Genomic DNA, 15973 nt, shown 5'->3' on the forward strand with positions numbered 1-15973 from the left:
GGGGCCCGGGCAGGCTCCCTTCCCGCACCGCACCCCACGTCCCTCCGCTCGTCGTCACCCCACCAAAGGACACCGCCCATGCGCCGCGCGCTGATCGTCGTAGACGTCCAGAACGATTTCTGTGAGGGCGGCAGTCTCGCGGTCGCCGGGGGCGCGGACGTGGCCGCGGCCATCACGGAGCTGATCGGGCAGGCCTCGGCCTGCTATCGGCACGTGGTGGCCACCCGGGACCACCACATCGATCCGGGCCCACACTTCTCGGACCGGCCGGACTACGTGGACTCCTGGCCGCCGCACTGCGTGGCGGGGACGGAGGGCGTGGGCTTCCACCCCAACTTCGCCCCCGCCGTCGCCTCCGGGGCGATCGACGCCGTCTTCGACAAGGGCGCCCACTCGGCGGCGTACAGCGGTTTCGAGGGCGTCGACGAGAACGGGCTGTCCCTGGCGGACTACCTGCGGGAGCGGGAGATCACGGAGGTCGACGTGGTCGGCATCGCCACGGACCACTGCGTGCGCGCCACCGCCATGGACGCGGCGCGCGAGGGCTTCGGTACCACCGTGCTGCTGGACCTCACCGCGGGCGTCTCCGCCGAGAGCACCGAGCGGGCGCTGGCCGAGCTGCGCGCGGCGGGCGTCGAGCTGACGGGCAAGCCCGTCGTCTGACCCGGGACAGGGCTCGGCCGGCCCGGGGCCGGGCTCAGCGGCGCAGCGCCCGGATCGGGTGCCACAGCTCCTGGAGGGAATTGGGGGCCGTACGCCATATCAGGCCGTCCGGGTGGTGCAGCACCGCCGTTATCTCGTCCGGCGTGGGCGGTTCCGCGTTGCCCCGCAGGTACACCGCCCGCAGGCCGAGGTTGCGGAGCCTGGTCAGGGCCCTCGCGCGGTTCACGGCGTGCACGATCATGCGGACCGCGCCGCCGGCCGGCGCCGGGTGCGGGAGGGTCAGTGCCACCACCACGTTGCCGTTCGGCAGCTTGCAGAAACCTCCTGCGGACATGCCGGATCACACCCCCGTCAATAAGAAGTACACAGCACGCACCTAAACACGATCGGCCGCCGCCCGCTAGGGGGCGACGGCCGATCATGGCTTGACCTGCACTAACGCTGGATCAGCGCTTGGCGGGGCCCACCTGGACCGTGATCGAAGAGCCGTCCTTCGGCTGCTTCAGAATCTGGATCTTGGTGTTGGTGTCAGTGACCTTGACACTTCCGGTGGGGTTGGACGCGTACCAGTAGGTGCCCTTGTGGTCGTCGAAGGCCGGGACGCCCTTCTGGGACTTGAGCTTCAGCGCGACGTCCGCGTTGTGCAGCGTGAACGCGTCCGTCGCGTACTTGCTGAACGGCGCGTCGTACGGCTGGATCTTGTTGCGCAGCAGGTCGCCGTTCTTCCACTTCAGCGGCTTGGCGTGCGCGTCGACGGGGAGGATCAGACCCTCACCGGGGTGCTGGCTGGTGTTGTTGTCCTTCTGGGAGGTGTCCCACTGCCAGACCATCAGGCCGGTCTGGTAGGGGTAGTGCTCGACCCAGTCGGGGCGGGTGGTCGAGAAGCCGAAGTTGTACGGACCGACCTTGAGGGTCTTGTCGTACGAGACGTACTGGCGGTTCTCGGCCAGGTAGTACTGGTCGTACTTCTTGGTGAAGGACTCGCCGATGCGCGAGAAGCCCTTCGTCGCCCAGCCGTTGTCGTCGCCCTCGGCGCCGTCCTCGAAGAGCTTGGCGCCGTCCGCGGTGATCGCGATGGCGTCGGCCGCGAAGCCCTTGCCGCCCGCGCCGCCGTCGGTGGAGTAGCGGAAGCGGACGTCGATCTTCTTGCCGGCGTAGGCGTCGAGCGGGAAGACCAGCTTCTTGTACGCGCCCGAGACACCGGTCAGCGCGGGCTTGTCGCCGGCGTCACGGGTGATCGGCCTGCCGTCCGCGGTGCCGTCGACCGGCGTCCAGTTGGCGCCGCCGTCCGTGGAGACCTCGGTGTAGAGGTAGTCGTAGTTGGCCTCGATGTCCCACCAGCCCTGGAGCGACAGGTCGGCCTTGGCCTTGCCGGTCAGGTCGACGGAGCGCGTCAGGGTGTTCTTCAGGTCGTCGCCCTGGTTGCTCCACCACTGCTTGGAGCCCTCGGCGGGCTTCACGATCTTGGTGGTGACGGCCTTCTTCGGCAGGTCGACCACGAGCGCCTGGCGGTGGCGGGTGTTGTACTCCGAGACGCCCAGCTTGTGCTCGGAGGTGGTGGCCGCCTTCGCCTTGGCGTAGTCGAGCCAGCCCAGCTGGAACTTGTCCCAGGCGGTCATGTCACCGGGCAGGTCGCCGATCGCGTCCTTGCCGGTGCCGAGCCAGGAGCCGGCCGACATCAGCGACCAGAAGCCGACCGAGTTCTCGCCCTTGCCGCTGGTGTCGTACAGGTCCGGCAGACCGAGGTCGTGGCCGTACTCGTGGGCGAAGACGCCGAGGCCGCCGTTCTCCGGCTGCATCGTGTAGTCGCCGACCCAGATGCCCGAGTCGCCGATCTGGGTGCCGCCGGCCTTGTTGTTGCCGGGGCCGGTGCGGCCCGCGTCGTTGCCGTACGCGTACCAGCGGTGCGCCCACAGGGCGTTCTTGCCCTCGGCGCCGCCGCCGGCCGACTCGTCCTCGCCCGCGTGGACGATCTGGAAGTGGTCGATGTAGCCGTCGGGCTCGTTGAAGTCGCCGTCGTTGTCGAAGTCGTAGCGGTCCCAGAGGTCGTACTTGGCCAGGTCCGCCTTGATCTGCGCGTCGGTGCGGCCCTGGGCCTTCTGCGCCTTGGCCCAGGCGGTCACGCCGTCCTTGACCGCGTCCCAGACGTTGGCGCAGTTGGTGTCGCCGCAGTAGTTCGAGCCGTAGCGCGCCTCGTTGTAGTCGACCTTGACCCAGTCGGAGACCGCACCGTCGACCGAGTAGCGGCCCGAGGAGGTCTTCTCGTAGTAGGTCTTCAGCGAGTGCTTGGCGTTGCCCTTGCTGTCCTTGCCCTCTCCGAAGTACAGGTCCTCGAAGTGCTTGCGGTTGTAGTCCGCCTGCCAGGCCGTGCTGTTGTCCTTCGCCCGGTCGGGCTTGGCTATCTTGTTGTGCAGCGGGCCGGGCTTGCCGCCGTACTTCTTGACGGGCTGCTCCGGGCCCTCGGGGCCGTCCGGGTCGTACATGGTCGTGTCGTCGACCTTGTTCCCGAACTCCACCAGGATCGTGAAGACCTTGTCGGTCTTCTCGCGGCCCAGCTCGACGTACTTCTTGTCGTCGAGCTTGACGACCTTGGAGGCGCCGCGCTTTTGCACCTTGGCGTCGCCCTCGATGACCTGCTGGAGCGCCGCCTTGCGCTGCTGCGCCTGCTGCTTGCTGAACGGACCGTCGAGGTCGTGGTCGACCTGTGCCTTGAGGCGCGACGGGTCCTGCCGGTCGACGGCGGGAGCCGCACCCGGCGCCCCGTCCCCGGGCGCGGCCGCGGCCGTCGACACCGAGTACGTGGCGGCCGCCGCGGCCACCGCTACGGCCACCGCCGTTGCCCTGAACGTGCGTGTTCTGACTGTCACTTGATGAATGTCCTCCCCACGCGCCCGCGCGAATGGCGGACCGAGATCCCGGTCGGAAGGGAGGTCCGCGCGCGATGTACGCGTCACAAGTGACGACATTCGACCGGAAGTGCGGGAGAAAAGACAGACCTTGACTTGAACAGGCCAAGTGCACTATGCGACCTGCGGATCCGCTATCCGGACACCGGGCACGTGCTCACCGTACGTTCGAACAAGCGCGCCGCACCGTCCACTTGATGGACGTCGTGAACCCGTGCGCCCCCCGTGCTCCGGCACCGTGGGTTAGGTCACGCTTACCGCCCGTTCCCGTCGGGCATGCAGCGTCATAGGGTCAATCGACGGTGCGCCACCACGCGGGACGGCACTTCCCGGGACGGCACCGGCGTGCACCCTTTGCTTCGCGAAGATCGGTACCCATATCCGCATCCGCCCCCACGGCCAGCGCGTGGGGGGATCACTGCCGAGGACGGATCACGTCATGCCTCGTCCCATGCCACGTCCGACCACCGCACAGATCGCCTACGGTTCGGTGACCGTCGTCTTCTCCACGCTCGCCATGCTGCTGCTCTCCCAGACGGGTTCGGGAGTGACCGGTGTCGCGGTGATAGCGGTGGCCGCGCTCGGCCTCGGCTTATTGGTGGCGATGACGGTGCCGGCGCCCGCACCGGAGACGCCTGCACAGGAGACACCCGTGTCGGAGGCGGCCGTGTCGGAGGCGCCCGCCGGGGCCGCCGCCTCGGGACGCGTCCCCGCGCAGCGCGCCGTGCTCGCCGAGTCCGTACGCGAAACGGCGGGCCCGTGAGTCACGGGCCCGCCGGTCGTGGTGCCGCCGCACCGGGTGCGTTCCGTCAGACGCCGACCACCACCGTCTTGGCGGCCTTGTCGTGCAGGCCCTGTTTGTAGGGCTTGTCGAAGAAGCTCCAGCCGCCGCAGATCGCCGTCCAGATGCAGGCGCAGCAGAACGCGAACGGCAGCCAGAGCACGGCCGCGCGGACGAGCGCGGTCTGCGTGCTCGGGGTGGCGCCGTCGCTGAGGTTCGCGACGCGCATCCCGAGCAGTTTCTTGCCGAGCGTCTGCCCCGTCCTGGAGATCATGACGGTGTCGTACGCGAGGTAGAGCACGGCGGCCAGCAGGGACTGGCCGAATGACCGGCCCGTGTTCACCTTGTCCGGGTCGACGTCGTACTCGGATGTGTTGAACAGCCAGGACAACAGCCACACGACGATGCCCACGAGGATCATGTCGATGATGCGGGCGAGGACCCGCTTGCCGCTGTCGGCCAGCGGGGGCATGCCGGCCAGCGGATCCTGCCCGCCGTACCCGCCGGGACCGCCGGGGCCGCCGAACCCGCCGGGTCCGCCGCCGTAGGGGCCGCCGCCTCCTCCCCCGTACGGGCCGCCGCCGCCATAGGGGTCGCCGCCGTCGGGCGGGGGCGGGACGCCGTAGGGAGAGCCGCCGGGGCCCGGGGGTGTGTTCCCGTACGGGGCGCCGCCGCCCGGGGGCGGGGTGTCGTAGGGGGAGCCACCGCCCGGCGGGGGCTCACCCGGCGGCTGCTTCTTGAAGGGGTCGTCGTCCGGCGACGGGTTCCGCGGCGGTTCGGTGCTCATGGCCCGAGTCGACCGCGCCCGCCCGGCCCGCGCATCCGGCGAGCGGCCGACCGGGTTACCCCGCGACGAACGTGCCCGCCGCCTTGTCGTGCCAGCACTGGCGCCACGGCTTGTCGACCAGGCACCACAGCACGCCGACGACACCGATCACCAGGAACCCCGGCACGCTGTAGACGAGCCAGCGCCGCAGTGCCGCGCCGAACGTGGGCGTCTCGTGCTCCTCGATGTCCCGCACCTCGATGCCGCACACCCGCTTGCCCAGCGTGCGGCCCCACTTGGCGGTGGGCAGCACCTCGTACAGGACGCCGAAGAGGAGGACGACGGCGAGGACGAGGCCGAGGCAGCCGGCGGTGGTGCCGTCGAGCAGCCAGACCGTGGTCTTCTCGCCCGACAGCTTCGCCGCGTCGATCTTGCTGTCGATGTGGTCGGCGGCCTTGGCGCCGAGCGGCAGCGCCGCCGCCCCGGTGACGGCGGCGAGGGCGACCGTGTCGATGAGCCGCGCCACCAGACGCCTGCCGAGCCCCGCGGGGCGGGCCGACGCCTGGTTCCTCGCGAGCGCGAGGAAGGGGTCCTCGGCCACCGGCTTCCACGGCACGACCGGCTGTCCCTCGCCCTGCCGCGCCGGGTCCGGGGCGCCGCCCGCGAGCTGGTGCACCTGCTGCGCCCAAGAGGCCGAGCCACCGCCCGGCCCCGCGGTGACGGGCGCCCCCGCACCGCTCTGCGGGGGCGCTGCGCTGGGCTGGGGGTGCGGGGGCTGGTGGGACTGGGCGGGCTGGTGCGGCGCCGGGGTCTGCGCCGGTGCAAAGGCCTGGGGCGGCACCGAAGCCTGCGGCCGTGCGGAGGACTGCGGTGGTACCGAGGACTGCGGTGGCACGGGAGCCTGCGGCGGTACGGGCGTCTGTCCGGCGGCGCCGCGGTCGGGGTGGTGTTCCGGGGCGGGGCGGATGGCGCGGATCGCCATGGTGCCGTCGGTGCCGGTCGCGGGGGCGGGGACCCCGGCGGACTTCACCGGGCCCGTGGGGCGGCGGAACGTCACGGTGCCCTCGGCGGAGGCCGGCTTGGACGCACCGGAGTTCGGGGCGCCGGAGTTCGGGGCGCCGGCATCGGCGGTGGAGGCCTCGGACGCCGCGGCCCCCGGCTCCGCGGCGCGGCTCGTGACCGCGCCGGGACCGCTCGCGCCCCGCGCGGGGCCGGGCGCCGCCTCGCTCGGTACGCGCGGGTCGGCCCCGCCCGGTCCCGCGCCCCACGAGATCCGGCGCTCCTGCTCGCCGCCGAGGCCGGACTGGCGTGCGGCGTCGGCCTGCCAGGCGGACGCGGGCCCGGACGGCGCGCCCGGGTCCTCGTCGAAGAAGTGCGGCCCCGTCTCCTCCACCGGGGGCGCCACGGCGGCGCCCGCGCCGGGCGGGAGCGGCAGGGGTTCGCCGTCGGACGGCGCGGGGCGGCTCGTACCGGGCACCCAGGCGGCGCCGTTCCAGTACCGGACGTATCCGGGGATGGACGGGTCGGGGTAATAGCCTTCGCGGGGCCGCTCGTCGCCTGGGGCCGGAGTTGGGGCGCTCATGTCCGTCGTCCCGTATCTGCTCGGGGGTCGTGTGAGGGGTCCACATCTATCAGACCTCCGCGGGTCACCGGGCGGCTCCCGCCCTACGGACCACTTTCCGGGCACGCTTCCCACACTTTCCCCGCGAGGCCCCCGCTCCCCGCGATGGCGGCTCGGGAGCGGCCCGTGAAAGACACCGGAAGAAAATCCCGCGAACCCGCGTAATGCTCCGGGGGGCCACGCGCTCTCCACTCGTACGGGTCCGCTCCCCGGGCCCCTCCGAGGAAAGGAAGCGCACCGACATGCACTCCGTGGTGGAACGCGAGCTCGAACTCAAGCTGATCCTCTCGCCGGAGCGGATCATCCCCGTCCCGGCCCGGCTCACCTACCGCACCGACGATCCCTACGCCGTCCACATCGCCTTCCACATCGGCTCGCGGAACCCCGTGCACTGGACGTTCGCCCGCGAGCTGCTGGTGGAGGGGGTGTTCAGGCCGTGCGGTCACGGGGACGTGCGGGTCTGGCCGACGCGGACGGACGGCCGGGGCGTGGTGCTGATGGCGCTCAGCTCACCGGACGGCGAGGCCCTCCTGGAGGCCCCCGCCGGCGCCGTGTCCGCGTGGCTGGAGCGGGTGTTGCGGGTGGTGCCGCCGGGCTCGGAGAGCGATCGGCTGGGCATTGACGACGGCCTCACGGAGCTGCTGGCGCCCACCGGGGGCCGGGTGGACGAGCTCTGGCCGCGCGAGTCGTGGCCCGCGGACGATGCCAAGGACGGTGAGTGAGCCGTGCGGCCACGGGGGCGCCGTCGCGCGGGGTTCGGCGGGGGACGGGTCAGAACAGCTTGCCGGGGTTGAGGAGCGAGTGCGGGTCGAAGGCCGCTTTGACGGCCCGCTGCATCTCCACCCCCACCGGGCCGATCTCGCGTGCCAGCCACTCCTTCTTGAGGACGCCGACGCCGTGCTCGCCGGTGATGGTGCCGCCGAGTTCGAGGCCGAGGGCCATGATCTCGTCGAAGGACTCGCGGGCGCGCCGCGCCTCGTCGGGGTCCGCCGCGTCGAAGCAGACGGTGGGGTGCGTGTTGCCGTCGCCCGCGTGCGCGCAGACGCCGATGGTCAGGCCGTACTTCTCGCCGATGCGCTCGACCCCGGCGAGCATGTCCGCGAGCCGGGAGCGCGGCACGCACACGTCGTCGATCATCGTGGTGCCCTTGACGGCTTCGAGCGCGGTGAGCGACAACCGCCGCGCCTGGAGCAGCAGTTCGGACTCGGCGGTGTCCTCGGCGGGGACCACCTGGGTGGCGCCCGCGGCCTCGCAGAGCGCGCCGACGGCGGCGAGGTCGGCCGCCGGGTCCGGGGTGTCGAAGGCGGCGAGCAGGAGGGCCTCGGTGGTCTCGGGCAGGCCCATGTGCGCGAGGGCGTTCACGGCCTTCACGGTCGTACGGTCCATCAGTTCGAGCAGCGACGGGACGTGCCCGCCTTCCATGATCGCGCAGACGGCGTCGCAGGCGTCCTTGGAGGAGGCGAACTCCGCGGCGAGGACCAGCTGTCGGGGCGGCCGGGGGCGCAGCGCGAGGACGGCGCGGACGACGATGCCGAGGCTGCCCTCGGAGCCGACGAACAGGCGGGTGAGGTCGTAGCCGGCGACGCCCTTGGCGGTGCGGCGGCCGGTGCTCATCAGGCGGCCGTCGGCGAGGACGACGTCGAGGCCGAGGACGTATTCGGCGGTGACGCCGTACTTCACGCAGCACAGGCCGCCGGAGGCGGTGCCGATGTTCCCGCCGATGGTGCACATCTCCCAACTGGAGGGATCCGGCGGGTAGTACAGGCCGTGTTCGCCGACCGCGCGGGACAGCGTGGCGTTGACGACGCCCGGTTCGACGACGGCGATCCGGTCGACGGGGCTGATCTCCAGGATGCGGTCCATCTTGACCAGGGACAGCACGATGCAGCCCTCGCTGGCGTTGGCGGCGCCGGACAGGCCGGTGCGGGCGCCCTGCGGCACCACGGGGACGCGCAGCTCGGTGGCGGTGCGCATGACGTGCTGGACCTGCTCGACGGTGCGCGGCAGGACCACGACGGCGGGGGTGCCCGCCGCGCAGAAGCTCGCCATGTCGTGGGCGTACGCGGAGGTGACGTCCGGATCGGTGAGGACCGCCTCGGCGGGCAGTCCCTCCTGGAGCAGTGCGACGAGGGTGCGGCTCATGATCACAGCCTCGCACCCGGGGCCATCGGTGTGAACCCGTGTGCGACGCCTTCGGCGCGCCGGGATGTGATCTTCGTATTGACGCACAGTGAGCGTCATGAAATCCTACCGGTCCCGGTCCTCCCTGACGCCCTCCACGTCCCTGATGGAGCCCGCGAGGCCGCCCGGGAGGCCTTCGTCGCTACGGCGCGTGCTGGTCGCCTCGGCGGTGGGGGCCGTGGTGCTCGGCGCCGCCCACGCGCTGGTGCCGCTGGACGACGAGAAGCCGGCGCCGCGCACGCTCGGGCCCGCGGGGCGCGCGCAGCTGGCCGTGGGGGCGGGGGCGCCGGCCGCGCTGCCCGATCTGACGGCGCTCATCCGGGAGCGCGAGGCGCATCTGCGGGCGCACCCCGGCGACGACCACTCCTGGGCGGTGCTCGGCTCGGCGTATGTGGCGCGGGGGCTGCGCACGGCGGACTTCGCCTCGTATCCGAAGGCCGAACAGGCGCTGCGGACCTCGCTCAAGGTGCGGCCCGTGGGCAATGCGGAGGCTTTGACGGGGCTCGCCGCCCTGGCGAACGCCCGGCACGACTTCCGGGCGGCCCGCGGGTGGGGCGAGCAGGCGGTGCGGCAGGCGCCCGCACGGTGGACGGCGTATCCCCCGCTGATCGAGGCCTACACCGGGCTCGGTGACGCGAAGGCGGTCGGCAAGGCCCTGGACTCCCTGCGGAAGCTGGGCTCCGGCGCCTGGGTCAGGTCGCGCACCGGTCAGGTCTACCGCGCCCGCGGCTGGCGCGAGGACGCCAACACGGCCCTGTCCGACGCGGTGGCGCTCGCCGAGACCCCCGCGGAGAAGGCGGCGTGCCTGCACGGCGTCGGGGAGCTGGCCTGGGAGCGCGGCGAACCGGCGCAGGCGCTGCGCTACTTCGACGCGGCGCTCGCCGCCGACCGGGACCACCACGCCTCGCTGGCGGGCCGGGGCCGCGCGCTGGCGGCGCTCGGCCGCACCTCCGAGGCGCTGCAGGCCTACCGCTCGGCGCTGACCAGGCAGCCGCTGCCGGAGTACGCCCTGGAGCTGGGCGAGCTGTACGAGTCGCTGCGGCTGCGGCCGGCCGCGCGCGCCCAGTACGACATGCTGCGGGCGCGCGTGCGGCAGGAGGTCGCGGGCGGCGTGAACAACGAGCGGATCCTCGGCCTGTTCGAGGCGGACCACGGCGACGCGGACGCGGCGGTGAAGCGGCTGACGGCGGAGTACAAGCGGCACGGCGGCCCGGCGACGGCGGACGCGCTCGGCTGGGCGCTGCACCGGGCCGGCGACGGCGAGGCGGCCCTGAAGCTCGCCACCAAGGCGACGGAGAAGGGCCCGGGCAACGCGCTGTTCGCCTATCACCGGGGGGAGATCGAGCGGCAGCTCGGCCACTACGGGGCCGCCCGGCGGCACATCGGGGAGGCGCTGCGGATCAACCCCTACTTCTCGCCGCTCGCCGCGCCCGAGGCGAAGGGCGCCCTGGAGGCCTTGGGCGAGCCGCCGGAGGGCGGTCCGGCGCAGATGTACGCGCCGGCCGACGCGCCTCCACCACCGCCGCTGCCGAGCCCTCCGGCGCGGCGGACGGCGCCTCGCGGGGCATCGGCGGGGGCCTCCTCGGCGTCAGCGGGCAGCTGAGTCCGGAGCGGGCGGCGGGCCCCAGGGGGCTTCCAGGGCCGTCCGCAGGGCGCCGGCCAGGTCCTCGCCGATGCGTTCGGCGAGGTGTTCTTCCAGGCGGGCGAGGGCGGCCTTGGCCTGGAGGTGCGCGCGTGCGCCGGCAGGGGTGCGCCTGATCAGGCGCTGCCGGGCGGAGGCGGGGTCGGGGATCTGTTCGAGGACGCCGGCGGCGACGAGGCCGTGCACGGCCTGGTGGGCCGTCTGGCGGGTGACGCCCATGCGCCGGGCGAGTTCGGAGACGGTGGTGCCCTCGTCGTCCAGGACGGAGCAGAGCTGCACCTGGGTCGGGGAGACGGGGGCGGCCCCGGCGGCGGCCATGGCCGCGGAGAGCCCCTCCTCGAACCAGCGGCGGGCGTCGCCGAGGAGTTGGGGCAGGTCGCGCTGGGGAGACGGCATGGCTTCCTCGCAGATGTGCTCACCGGCTTGCTCACCGGCACCCGGCAGTGTCAGGCTACCTGACATCCCGTTCGGTCCCGACTCCTCCGGAGCATTCCATGACCATCGAGTACGCCACGCGCCACCGGTCCGCCTCCCGCATCCCGGCGAACCCCGGCAAGCCCTACTTCATCGAGAAGGGCGAGGGCGACCGGGCCCATCTGTTCGGCGACCTGATCACCGTCTACGCGGGCGGCGAGCAGACCGAGAACACCTTCAACTTCTTCACCGTGGAGGGGCCCAAGGGCGACCTCATCCCCGCCCATGTGCACGCCGACACCCACGAGGTCTTCTACGTCACCCAGGGCGCCGTCCGCCTCTTCGTCGAGGACACCGAGGGCGAGCAGCAGGAGAAGCTGCTCACCCCGGGCGACTTCGGCTTCGTACCGAAGAACTGCACGCACGCCTACCGCATGGAGCGCCACCACAGCCAGGTCGTCGGCGTCGCCGCGGGCCCCGGCGGGACCTTCGAGCGGTTCTTCGAGAACCTCGGCGCACCCACCGGGCAGCACGGCCTTCCGCACCAGCCGCTCATCCCCGAACCCCACAAGTGGGGCACGGTCCCCGAGCGGTACGACGTGACGTTCCTGCCCGACCACCAGTGGCGCACCCGGTGACCGGGTGCGCCGGAGCGGCGTGGACCGAAGCGGCGTCGGCCGGAGCGGCGGCTAGAGGTTGCCCCGCTTCTCCTGCTCCCGCTCGATCGCCTCGAACAGCGCCTTGAAGTTGCCCTTGCCGAAGCCCATCGAGCCGTGCCGCTCGATCATCTCGAAGAACACCGTCGGGCGGTCCTGGACCGGCTTGGTGAAGATCTGCAGGAGGTAGCCGTCCTCGTCGCGGTCGACGAGGATCTTCAGCTCGCGCAGGGTCTCCACGGGCACCCGGGTCTCCCCGGCCCACTCCCCCAGCGTGTCGTAGTACGAGTCGGGGGTGTCCAGGAACTGCACGCCGGCCGCGCGCATCGTGCGGACGGACTGCACGATGTCGTTCGTGGCGAGCGCGATGTGCTGGACGCCCGCGCCGCCGTAGAACTCCAGGTACTCGTCGATCTGCGACTTCTTCTTGGCGATGGCGGGCTCGTTGATCGGGAACTTCACCTTCAGCGTGCCGTCGGCCACCACCTTCGACATCAGCGCGCTGTACTCGGTGGCGATGTCGTCGCCCACGAACTCCTTCATGTTCGTGAAGCCCATGACCTTGTTGTAGAAGGCGACCCACTCGTTCATCCTGCCGAGTTCCACGTTGCCCACGCAGTGGTCGATCGCCTGGAAGGTCCGCTTGGCGGGCGGCTCCACGATCGGCTTCGCGGCGACGAAACCGGGCAGGTAGGGGCCGTCGTAGTCGGTGCGCTCCACCAGCGTGTGGCGGGTCTTGCCGTAGGTGGCGATGGCGGCGAGGACGACCTTGCCGTGCTCGTCCTTCTCCTCGTACGGCTCGGTGATCCCGCGCGCGCCGTGGGCGACGGCGTACGCGTACGCGGCACGGGCGTCCGGCACCTCGATGGCGAGGTCCACGACGCCGTCGCCGTGCTCGGCCACGTGGGAGGCGAGGAAGTGGCCGCGCTCGGTGGAGGCCTTGATGACGGAGGTGAGGACGAAGCGGGCGGCGCCGTTCGTCAGCACATAACTGGCGGTCTCGCGGCTGCCGTTCTCCGGTCCGGAGTAGGCCACGAGCTTCATCCCGAAGGCGGTGGAGTAGTAGTGCGCGGCCTGCTTGGCGTTGCCCACGGCGAAGACGACCGCGTCCATTCCCTTGACCGGGAAGGGATCGACCTCACGCGCGGTGTCGGGGGTGGGGTGGGTGCTGGTCTCAGTCATGAGCTGAGGCTCCACCCGATTGACAAGGTGCGCAATAGTTTGCGTTTTCAGTGGTCAGATTGCCCAGCGGAGGGCCAGGATGAGCGGGCTATCTGTACATCATGACCATCCGGGAGGCCGCATGGCGATCGATCATCTGGACGGCAGGCTCATCGTGCTCCTGGCGCGCGAGCCTCGGATCGGGGTCCTTGAGGCGTCCCGCAGGCTGGGCGTGGCGCGCGGCACGGTGCAGGCACGGATGGACCGCCTCCAGTCCAACGGGGTCATCCGGGGCTTTGGCCCCGAGGTCGATCCCGCCGCGCTCGGCTACCCCGTCACGGCGTTCGCGACGCTGGAGATCAAACAGGGCCAGGGCGCGGACGTCCGGGCCCATCTGGCGACCGTCGCCGAGGTCCTCGAACTGCACACCATCACCGGCCACGGCGACATGCTCTGCCGCCTGGTGGCCCGCTCGAACGCCGACCTCCAGCGGGTGATCGACCGCGTGGTGGGCTTCACCGGCATCGTCCGGGCCTCCACGGCGATCGTCATGGAAAACCCCGTCCCCCTACGGATCATCCCCCTGGTGGAACAGGCGTCCGAGGACCCCTGAGCACAGGCCGGGGAGCGGCTGCTCCGAGGGGTTCGTCAGGGGAAACGAGGGCCCCTCGTCGGCGGCGGGCAGAAGTTGCAAAGACTCCGTTGCAAAAACCGTTGCAACGGAGTCTTTGCATCTCTACGCTGCCGGACATGACGGAACAGCCGCAGCCCCGGAAGATCCATCACCTCGACGCCCGCTCGCTGCGCGGGCTCGCGCATCCCCTGCGCATGCGGCTGCTCTCCTCCCTGCGGCTCCACGGCCCGGCGACGGCCTCCCAACTCGCCGCCAGGCTGGGCGAGTCGAGCGGCGCGACCAGTTACCACCTGCGCCAGCTCGCGGAGTACGGGTTCGTCGAGGACGACCACGAGCGCGGCAAGGGACGGGAGCGGTGGTGGCGCTCGGTCCACCAGGGCACGAGGACCGACGACGTGCTCATCCGCGACCCGGACCCCGAAGTGCGCGGCGCCCTGAGCACGCTCCTGCACGAGTACGCGGCCCAGCGCGCCCAGGAGGTCTCCACGTGGATCGCCACCCGGCACGAGTGGTCCCGGGACTGGGACGAGGCCGCCGACACCAGTGACTTCACCCTGAACCTGACGCCCGCCCTGGCCGCCGAGCTGAGTCACAAGGTCCACGAACTCATCGACAGCTACCGCGCGCTGGCCCCGGAAGAAGGAACGCCGGACGTGGCCCAGGTGCGTGTCCACTCCCACATCTTCCCGACGCGGCCGACAGGCGCCGACGACTGAAAGGAACGAACCGTGCACCCTGACATCCATCTGGCGCTGCACCACACCCGTGCCGAGGAGTTACGGCGGGCCGTTCCCGTTCGGCGGCCCCGGGCCCGGCTGCGCGCGTGGCTCGGTTGGGCGATGGTCGAAACGGGGCTGCGGCTGGTCAGCAGTTCGGGACGGCGGTGCCCTTGGCGAGGGAGCGCAGGGCCTCGACCGTTCCCTTCAGGGTGGTGACCGGGACGAGGCGCAGGCCCTTGGGGCGGTTGGCCCGGGCGTCGGCGCACTCGGCCTTCGGGACCAGGAAGACCGTCGCGCCGTCGCGGCGCGCGGCCCGCGTCTTCAGGGCGACGCCGCCGACCGGGCCGACCTCGCCGGCGGCGTTGATCGTGCCGGTGCCCGCGATGTCGCGGCCGCCCGTGAGGTCGGCGCCGCTGCCGTCGCCGTCCAGTTTGTCGATGATGCCGAGCGAGAGGAACAGGCCGGCGCTCGGGCCGCCGATCGCGCCGAGGTCGGCCTTGACCTTCACCTTGCCGGTGTCGTCGAAGCCGTTCGCCTTCAGGTAGCCGAGCGCCGCCTTGGTGGCCTCGTCCTGCGACTTCCTCATGTCCCCGAGGTTGTGCTCGCGGACTTCCTTCACGTTGTCACCGGTCGGGTAGACGGAGTCCTTCGGCATCACGGCCCGGTCGCGGCGGAACCAGCCGTCGACCACGTCGCCGAGCCGCACGTCCATCTCGGGCCCCGTCGCGACGATCGTCGTCATGCGCAGGGCGCCCTTCGTCTCCCGCGTGGGCACGCCGGTGATGGTCAGGACCGGCTCGCCCTCGTACTTCCCCAGGACGTTCGCCGTACCCCCGGGCTGCGCCACGGCGTACGGCAGCGGCGCGAGCCCCGCCACGGCGAGCAGCGCCGCGACGGGCAGCGCGCAGAAGAGGAGGACCTGGGGGCGCGTGAAACGAGGCAGGGAGAAGACCACGGGATCAATCTAACGTGACGTCCGGGGCGACCTGGAGCCACCGAGCCCGTCCGGCGTTCGAGGACGGGCCCGGCGCAGCCGGCGACGGAGCCCGCCCGAACTCAGCGCAGCGCGTCCGCGACCTCCCGCGCCGCGTCCACCACCCGCGGCCCCACCCGCTCCGGCACGGAGTCCGCCAGCATCACCACGCCCACGCTGCCCTCGATGCCGGTCACCCCGACCAGGGGGGCCGCGGCGCCGCTCGCCCCGGCCTCCAGCTCCCCGTGGGTGAGCGCGTAGCCGGGGTCGGTCGCCAGCCCCTGCCGGGCGGCCAGGATGGCGCGGCCGGCGGCGCCCCGGTCCAGGGGATGGCGGAAGCCGGTGCGGTACGCGACGTGGTAGTCCGTCCAGGTGGGCTCGACCACCGCCACCGCGAGGGCCTCCGTGCCGTCGACGAGCGTCAGATGCGCCGTGGCCCCTATGTCCTCGGCGAGCGAGCGCAGCGCGGGCAGCGCGGCCTCGCGGACCAGCGGATGCACCTGCCGGCCGAGCCGCAGCACGCCGAGGCCGACGCGGGCGCGCCCGCCGAGGTCCCGTCGTACGAGGGCATGCTGTTCGAGCGTGGCGAGCAGGCGGTACACGACCGTGCGGTTCACACCGAGCTTGTTGGACAGCTCGGTGACCGTCAGGCCATGGTCGGTGTCGGCCAGCAGCTTGAGGACGCGCAGTCCTCGGTCCAGCGTCTGGGATGTCTCCGCGGTCACGACGCCCACTCCTTTGGTGAGGGTCGGCGACCTCCTTACGCGGCGGTTGCGCCGCCGGTCCCGTGGGCGACGCGCGTCAGAGGCCGCCGGTCGGAACACCGGCTGCGCTCCGCGGCGGCGCTGCCACGGGG

The 15973-nt window shown here is 72.0% G+C and carries 16 protein-coding genes; 7 read left to right on the top strand and 9 right to left on the bottom strand.

What is annotated here, in order from left to right; all coding sequences use genetic code 11:
* Nucleotides 1-78 precede the first annotated feature (78 nt).
* The gene (locus tag ACZ516_RS05545) at nucleotides 79-663 is read left to right on the top strand and encodes an isochorismatase family protein (RefSeq protein WP_361076220.1); all 585 of its coding nucleotides are present in this window, start codon (nucleotides 79-81) and stop codon (nucleotides 661-663) included.
* A gap of 34 nt (nucleotides 664-697) precedes the next feature.
* On the opposite strand, the gene ACZ516_RS05550 is transcribed toward ACZ516_RS05545, so the two are convergent.
* Together ACZ516_RS05550 and ACZ516_RS05555 are read right to left on the bottom strand one after the other, a co-directional pair.
* Nucleotides 698-997 carry a hypothetical protein gene (locus tag ACZ516_RS05550; RefSeq protein WP_469008616.1) on the bottom strand — a complete coding sequence of 100 codons (300 nt, stop codon included), beginning with the start codon at nucleotides 995-997 and terminating at the stop codon, nucleotides 698-700.
* A gap of 112 nt (nucleotides 998-1109) precedes the next feature.
* Nucleotides 1110-3530, bottom strand: coding sequence for an immune inhibitor A domain-containing protein (locus ACZ516_RS05555; RefSeq protein ID WP_358580163.1), 2421 nt, complete (start codon nucleotides 3528-3530; stop codon nucleotides 1110-1112).
* A gap of 490 nt (nucleotides 3531-4020) precedes the next feature.
* On the opposite strand from ACZ516_RS05555, the gene ACZ516_RS05560 reads away from it, so the two are divergent.
* Nucleotides 4021-4332, top strand: coding sequence for a hypothetical protein (locus ACZ516_RS05560; RefSeq protein ID WP_361076229.1), 312 nt, complete (start codon nucleotides 4021-4023; stop codon nucleotides 4330-4332).
* Nucleotides 4333-4378: 46 nt separating this feature from the next.
* Here ACZ516_RS05560 and ACZ516_RS05565 read toward each other — a convergent pair whose 3' ends face one another.
* Together ACZ516_RS05565 and ACZ516_RS05570 are read right to left on the bottom strand one after the other, a co-directional pair.
* Nucleotides 4379-5137, bottom strand: coding sequence for an RDD family protein (locus tag ACZ516_RS05565; protein ID WP_469008618.1), 759 nt, complete (start codon nucleotides 5135-5137; stop codon nucleotides 4379-4381).
* Nucleotides 5138-5192: 55 nt separating this feature from the next.
* On the bottom strand, nucleotides 5193-6698 hold the full coding sequence (locus ACZ516_RS05570; protein WP_469008620.1) for an RDD family protein: 1506 nt from the start codon (nucleotides 6696-6698) through the stop codon (nucleotides 5193-5195).
* Between the two features lie 281 nt (nucleotides 6699-6979).
* On the opposite strand from ACZ516_RS05570, the gene ACZ516_RS05575 reads away from it, so the two are divergent.
* On the top strand, nucleotides 6980-7459 hold the full coding sequence (locus tag ACZ516_RS05575) for an SsgA family sporulation/cell division regulator (RefSeq protein WP_469008622.1): 480 nt from the start codon (nucleotides 6980-6982) through the stop codon (nucleotides 7457-7459).
* 49 nt (nucleotides 7460-7508) lie between these two features.
* Here ACZ516_RS05575 and ACZ516_RS05580 read toward each other — a convergent pair whose 3' ends face one another.
* On the bottom strand, nucleotides 7509-8879 hold the full coding sequence (locus ACZ516_RS05580; RefSeq protein ID WP_361076237.1) for an FAD-binding oxidoreductase: 1371 nt from the start codon (nucleotides 8877-8879) through the stop codon (nucleotides 7509-7511).
* Nucleotides 8880-8976: 97 nt separating this feature from the next.
* On the opposite strand from ACZ516_RS05580, the gene ACZ516_RS05585 reads away from it, so the two are divergent.
* Entirely contained in the window at nucleotides 8977-10521 is a 1545-nt protein-coding gene (locus ACZ516_RS05585; RefSeq protein ID WP_467464996.1) for a tetratricopeptide repeat protein, read from the top strand.
* Here ACZ516_RS05585 and ACZ516_RS05590 read toward each other — a convergent pair.
* Nucleotides 10507-10956 carry a MarR family winged helix-turn-helix transcriptional regulator gene (locus tag ACZ516_RS05590; protein ID WP_469008624.1) on the bottom strand — a complete coding sequence of 150 codons (450 nt, stop codon included), beginning with the start codon at nucleotides 10954-10956 and terminating at the stop codon, nucleotides 10507-10509. The two genes, ACZ516_RS05585 and ACZ516_RS05590, sit on opposite strands and share 15 nt — an antisense overlap.
* Before the next feature lie 98 nt (nucleotides 10957-11054).
* Here ACZ516_RS05590 and ACZ516_RS05595 point away from each other — a divergent pair, with 98 nt between their 5' ends.
* Nucleotides 11055-11612 carry a quercetin 2,3-dioxygenase gene (locus ACZ516_RS05595; protein ID WP_469008625.1) on the top strand — a complete coding sequence of 186 codons (558 nt, stop codon included), beginning with the start codon at nucleotides 11055-11057 and terminating at the stop codon, nucleotides 11610-11612.
* A gap of 51 nt (nucleotides 11613-11663) precedes the next feature.
* Here ACZ516_RS05595 and hppD read toward each other — a convergent pair whose 3' ends face one another.
* Nucleotides 11664-12812 carry a 4-hydroxyphenylpyruvate dioxygenase gene (gene hppD / locus ACZ516_RS05600; RefSeq protein WP_469008627.1) on the bottom strand — a complete coding sequence of 383 codons (1149 nt, stop codon included), beginning with the start codon at nucleotides 12810-12812 and terminating at the stop codon, nucleotides 11664-11666.
* A 121-nt stretch (nucleotides 12813-12933) separates the two neighbouring features.
* On the opposite strand from hppD, the gene ACZ516_RS05605 reads away from it, so the two are divergent.
* Together ACZ516_RS05605 and ACZ516_RS05610 are read left to right on the top strand one after the other, a co-directional pair.
* Nucleotides 12934-13404: an Lrp/AsnC family transcriptional regulator gene (locus ACZ516_RS05605; protein ID WP_358588046.1), complete on the top strand. Its 471-nt coding sequence runs from the start codon at nucleotides 12934-12936 to the stop codon at nucleotides 13402-13404.
* Nucleotides 13405-13541: 137 nt separating this feature from the next.
* On the top strand, nucleotides 13542-14141 hold the full coding sequence (locus ACZ516_RS05610) for an ArsR/SmtB family transcription factor (protein ID WP_361076248.1): 600 nt from the start codon (nucleotides 13542-13544) through the stop codon (nucleotides 14139-14141).
* 148 nt (nucleotides 14142-14289) lie between these two features.
* Here ACZ516_RS05610 and ACZ516_RS05615 read toward each other — a convergent pair whose 3' ends face one another.
* The gene (locus tag ACZ516_RS05615; protein WP_469008628.1) at nucleotides 14290-15099 is read right to left on the bottom strand and encodes a S16 family serine protease; all 810 of its coding nucleotides are present in this window, start codon (nucleotides 15097-15099) and stop codon (nucleotides 14290-14292) included.
* Between the two features lie 101 nt (nucleotides 15100-15200).
* Nucleotides 15201-15842, bottom strand: a complete 642-nt coding sequence (locus ACZ516_RS05620; RefSeq protein ID WP_160505296.1) for a helix-turn-helix domain-containing protein — start codon at nucleotides 15840-15842, stop codon at nucleotides 15201-15203.
* Nucleotides 15843-15973: the final 131 nt, after the last annotated feature.

The sequence above is a fragment of the Streptomyces sp. NPDC034037 genome (genome assembly GCF_055575715.1).

Excerpts from the sequence above, each read along its gene's own strand:
- ACZ516_RS05545 (WP_361076220.1), top strand. The coding sequence starts at position 79 with ATGCGCCGCGCGCTGATCGTCGTAGACGTCCAGAACGATTTCTGTGAG.
- ACZ516_RS05550 (WP_469008616.1), bottom strand. The coding sequence starts at position 997 with ATGTCCGCAGGAGGTTTCTGCAAGCTGCCGAACGGCAACGTGGTGGTG.
- ACZ516_RS05560 (WP_361076229.1), top strand. The coding sequence starts at position 4,021 with ATGCCACGTCCGACCACCGCACAGATCGCCTACGGTTCGGTGACCGTC.
- ACZ516_RS05565 (WP_469008618.1), bottom strand. The coding sequence starts at position 5,137 with ATGAGCACCGAACCGCCGCGGAACCCGTCGCCGGACGACGACCCCTTC.
- ACZ516_RS05570 (WP_469008620.1), bottom strand. The coding sequence starts at position 6,698 with ATGAGCGCCCCAACTCCGGCCCCAGGCGACGAGCGGCCCCGCGAAGGC.
- ACZ516_RS05575 (WP_469008622.1), top strand. The coding sequence starts at position 6,980 with ATGCACTCCGTGGTGGAACGCGAGCTCGAACTCAAGCTGATCCTCTCG.
- ACZ516_RS05580 (WP_361076237.1), bottom strand. The coding sequence starts at position 8,879 with ATGAGCCGCACCCTCGTCGCACTGCTCCAGGAGGGACTGCCCGCCGAG.
- ACZ516_RS05585 (WP_467464996.1), top strand. The coding sequence starts at position 8,977 with ATGAAATCCTACCGGTCCCGGTCCTCCCTGACGCCCTCCACGTCCCTG.
- ACZ516_RS05590 (WP_469008624.1), bottom strand. The coding sequence starts at position 10,956 with ATGCCGTCTCCCCAGCGCGACCTGCCCCAACTCCTCGGCGACGCCCGC.
- ACZ516_RS05595 (WP_469008625.1), top strand. The coding sequence starts at position 11,055 with ATGACCATCGAGTACGCCACGCGCCACCGGTCCGCCTCCCGCATCCCG.
- hppD (WP_469008627.1), bottom strand. The coding sequence starts at position 12,812 with ATGACTGAGACCAGCACCCACCCCACCCCCGACACCGCGCGTGAGGTC.
- ACZ516_RS05605 (WP_358588046.1), top strand. The coding sequence starts at position 12,934 with ATGGCGATCGATCATCTGGACGGCAGGCTCATCGTGCTCCTGGCGCGC.
- ACZ516_RS05610 (WP_361076248.1), top strand. The coding sequence starts at position 13,542 with ATGACGGAACAGCCGCAGCCCCGGAAGATCCATCACCTCGACGCCCGC.